The organism is Deltaproteobacteria bacterium (genome assembly GCA_009930495.1).
GTDB lineage: Bacteria > Desulfobacterota > Desulfovibrionia > Desulfovibrionales > Desulfomicrobiaceae > Desulfomicrobium.
Window position 1 is genome coordinate 1 of record RZYB01000228.1, and the last position, 3452, is coordinate 3452.

Below are 3452 nucleotides of genomic sequence, written 5' to 3' on the forward strand. Positions count from 1 at the left end.
TATTGTTCTTGCTAAGTAATTCTGTCAAATGATTGCTCAGATGCTTTGCAAATTACTGCTTATTCATTTTGTCCAATTTATTATTTATGTTCAAGCGCTAAAGAAGCTCCCTTGATTAGTTTTCAGGGAGCTTTGGTTTAATAGAGTTTACTGCTATTGTTTCAAGGTTTTAGTGTACATCCTTTTTGAAATGTTTAATTGTTCTAGCAAGTATTTTTCATCTTGAATCTCATTAGAGTTTTTATCTAATATCCTAGCGATACTGCTACACTTACATGATCTAACAAAGCTTTGTGAAAGCATTGCTTCATACTTTTTTACTAGTTCATACATTGTAGCATTTAGAAGTTTAGATTTGTTTAATTCTTCTAAAGTGTTATCAAATATTTCCTGTATTATTAATTGAGTTTCCATAAGTTTCTTCCTTTAAAGCAACTCACAGTTGCATACATTCTTCACTAATGGGGTTTTTATTAATTCACCTTTTTCAAAAGCATTACTTATTAGGGACTGGTAACAGATGTTGTTAATAGTTCTTGGACTACCTTGAGAAGCTTCATAAATGAAATCAATAGATTCCTGTGTAAATAACTCTTTTTTGTAGCCAACACTTGTTAGATGAGTTTTAATATACTCTTCTGTCTCTTCTCTATTAAGATTACTTAATTTGCACACCATGTTAACCCTTTGCCTTACAGCCTCATAGTTTCTTTTGTAAAGTTTATCTTTTAATTCTGGTTGTCCAACTAGAATTAAGGACATTGGTGCATAGCTATCCATTCTATAGTTTAGTAGGAACCTTACCTCCTCAATTGCTGGTTTTTTTAGCAGATGCGCTTCATCGATTATGGTAATAATCTTTTTGTTTTTTGTAGATTTTAAAAATTCAAGCTGTGAATGTAACAATGCCTTGCTATCTCCTCGGTAGTAGTTTGTATTAATATTTAATTGTAGCAATATCTGTTTATAAATTAGTCGAGGAGTCAAATCGCTATCACTTAAATAAAATAGTTGGTATTTATCATCACTTAGCTTCTTTCTCAACAATCTAAGTAATGTGGTTTTTCCAGAGCCACATTCAGCAGTAAATACAACAAACTTTTGTTCTTTAGCTGCAAATTCTAATCTACTAAGAATTTCTTTATGTGTCTGTGTTAATAATAACTTTGAAACATCTATGTCACTCGAGAATGGAATTTTACTTATTTTGTAATATTTTTTAATATCTATCATCACTATTCTCCTCTTGTGAATTAGAAAGCTTGTAAGCATATTCAGTACTATTTAGCTTTAATTGCTCTTCTTCATTTCTTTTAGAAGCTTTACTTGCTAAGTCAAGATCAAAGTTAAAATCATCTTTTGCTTGAGCTTGTCTTACGCCTTCTAATAAATCTGATTTAAATGCTGGAAGTACTGACTTTCCTGTTGCTTCTCTCTTTGCTTCTTTCTTAACAAAAGAACTAATAACCAAAACATTAGCAATTATGTCTTCAAATCCTACTCTTCTAACAACAACTTTTTCTTTATCTTGAGGATCATAAATTACTTCTACTTCGAATCCAATAAGATTTGGATTTTGAATATCATAGTTAGTTCCATCAATAGATATCGTACAATCATTGTTAACCTTTCTAGTAACCCTTGTTGAAAAAGCATTTACTAGTAATTCATCACTAATAAATCTTAGTGGTTTATTATCTTTAGCAAAGGCAGATCTAGGAGTACCTTCTTTTAAACCTGAATGTAATGTTTTATTGTAATATTGCTCTACCCATGCATCATAGTTTGAATTCATCTCTTCTAGAGTATTATATTTTTCTAATGCAGCTTCTGAAATAAACTTATTTAAAAATGCGTTAAACACTTCAATTAGGCCTTTTGTTTGGGGTGAGAAGGGCTTAGCATGAATTTTCTGTATGCTACATTTAGCACAAATAGTTGCTAGTTTCTTATGAATAAAAGCTGATCCATTATCTAAAAGTATGGTGGAGGGAGTACCATATTTCATGATAACTCTTCTAAGAGAATCTTCTACCTCATAGAAGGTTTGTCTAGAATAAAACTTACCATCCAACATCATTCTAGAGCTATTGTCTATCCAACCTATAAAATAGGTTTGAATCATTTTGTTGTTTTTACCAATTGGTAAATAAGGTCCATATTTAAAATCACTTTGAAGTTGTTCCATCCTATGACTCTTTCGGTATCTTCTAGTTGCAACACCTGTAGATTTAACATAATTATTCATTTGTTTTTTAGAAAATCCAGCTTTTTGAAAATATCTTTGAAGAGTAGATCTTTTTAAGCTTCCTTTTTCAACATCGCCTCTTACCTCTAAGATATAGATAATATCTTTAATACTTCTTTGTGGATTTTCTCTTCTTGCAGTAATTGCTAAATCCAATATCTCTTGTTCAACAGCTTTACCAATGCTTTTTCCTTTACTCTTTGGTATTAAAGCAGTGAATCCGCCTTCTTGATAACTTTCTAGATATCTTTTAAGTGTTCGAACACTTGGCCCTCCATTTAAGCTTTTCTCTTTAATGAGGGATAATCTTTCTTTTTTAGTCAAATTTTCATCAATAAATGTGGAAATTAGATTAAACCGTTCAGTAGCTACTATTTCTTGCTTTGTTGCTACATTTTTTGCCATTTTATTACCTCCGAAATAAAATAATACTAATAAAATAGTTGTTTTATCTGTGGCATAAAATGTGAACTAGTCGGTTTCCTATTTCACTAAATAGACTGCTAAAGAAGCATATTTTGCTAAGGTTGCTCCATTTTTGGAGATCTATAGTTGATAATGAAGTTACATAAGTTAGTAAGTACTTTGTATTTGTAGAAATAATTTTAATGGTATCTTTAAACCTACTATAGTTTCTATAATACCATTTTTTCCAGTTTCTTATTGTAGATATTGCACAAGTGCAATTATCTACTTTAAATGAATTGAAGATATATTGAGCTATTCTAACAGCTGCATATTGTTTGTAGGGAATCATAAAATCTGGTAAAACAGTGTGATACCGTTTTCTACCACTACAATCACAATAATAGACTGGAACCCTGAACTTAACTCTTTGTTCATCAGAAAACTTTAAATATCTAAGTCGGTATTTATTAATTTTCATCGCTTTTCCACAAACGGGACACTTTATTACATAATCTTCATTTAAAGTTATAAATATACTTTATCCTTTAACATATTGATATTTAGAAATTTCAGTGCTAATATTATAATCACGTTTTTAGTGAGTGAAACCTTAAATAATCTGGTAGAAAATTTGGGGGTTTCACTCTTTTTTCTCCTTTTTCAATCTTAATTTTTAATAATTACGTATTATAATATGGAATAGTTCATAAATAAAGAGACAAAACAACTAATCTTTATTTGTAATAATGAGCAAAGCACTTAATCAAGCTTTTGACATTAGGAGTTAGCAATAACA

The 3452-nt window shown here is 30.0% G+C and carries 3 protein-coding genes; all 3 read right to left on the bottom strand.

Annotated elements, in window-relative coordinates; translation table 11 throughout:
• Positions 1–153 precede the first annotated feature (153 nt).
• From EOL86_12950 to EOL86_12960, 3 genes are read right to left on the bottom strand one after another with little or no spacing between them, the layout of a single operon-like run.
• Complete coding sequence (locus EOL86_12950) at positions 154–414, bottom strand: hypothetical protein (GenBank protein ID NCD26481.1); 261 nt, start codon at positions 412–414, stop codon at positions 154–156.
• A gap of 12 nt (positions 415–426) precedes the next feature.
• Positions 427–1272, bottom strand: a complete 846-nt coding sequence (locus tag EOL86_12955; GenBank protein ID NCD26482.1) for an AAA family ATPase — start codon at positions 1270–1272, stop codon at positions 427–429.
• Complete coding sequence (locus EOL86_12960) at positions 1220–2653, bottom strand: hypothetical protein (protein ID NCD26483.1); 1434 nt, start codon at positions 2651–2653, stop codon at positions 1220–1222. Before EOL86_12960 ends, EOL86_12955 begins: the two co-directional genes overlap by 53 nt.
• Between the last annotated feature and the right edge of the window lie 799 nt (positions 2654–3452).

Coding starts and splice junctions, on each gene's coding strand:
- EOL86_12950 (NCD26481.1), bottom strand. CDS start 414: ATGGAAACTCAATTAATAATACAGGAAATATTTGATAACACTTTAGAA.
- EOL86_12955 (NCD26482.1), bottom strand. CDS start 1,272: ATGCTTACAAGCTTTCTAATTCACAAGAGGAGAATAGTGATGATAGAT.
- EOL86_12960 (NCD26483.1), bottom strand. CDS start 2,653: ATGGCAAAAAATGTAGCAACAAAGCAAGAAATAGTAGCTACTGAACGG.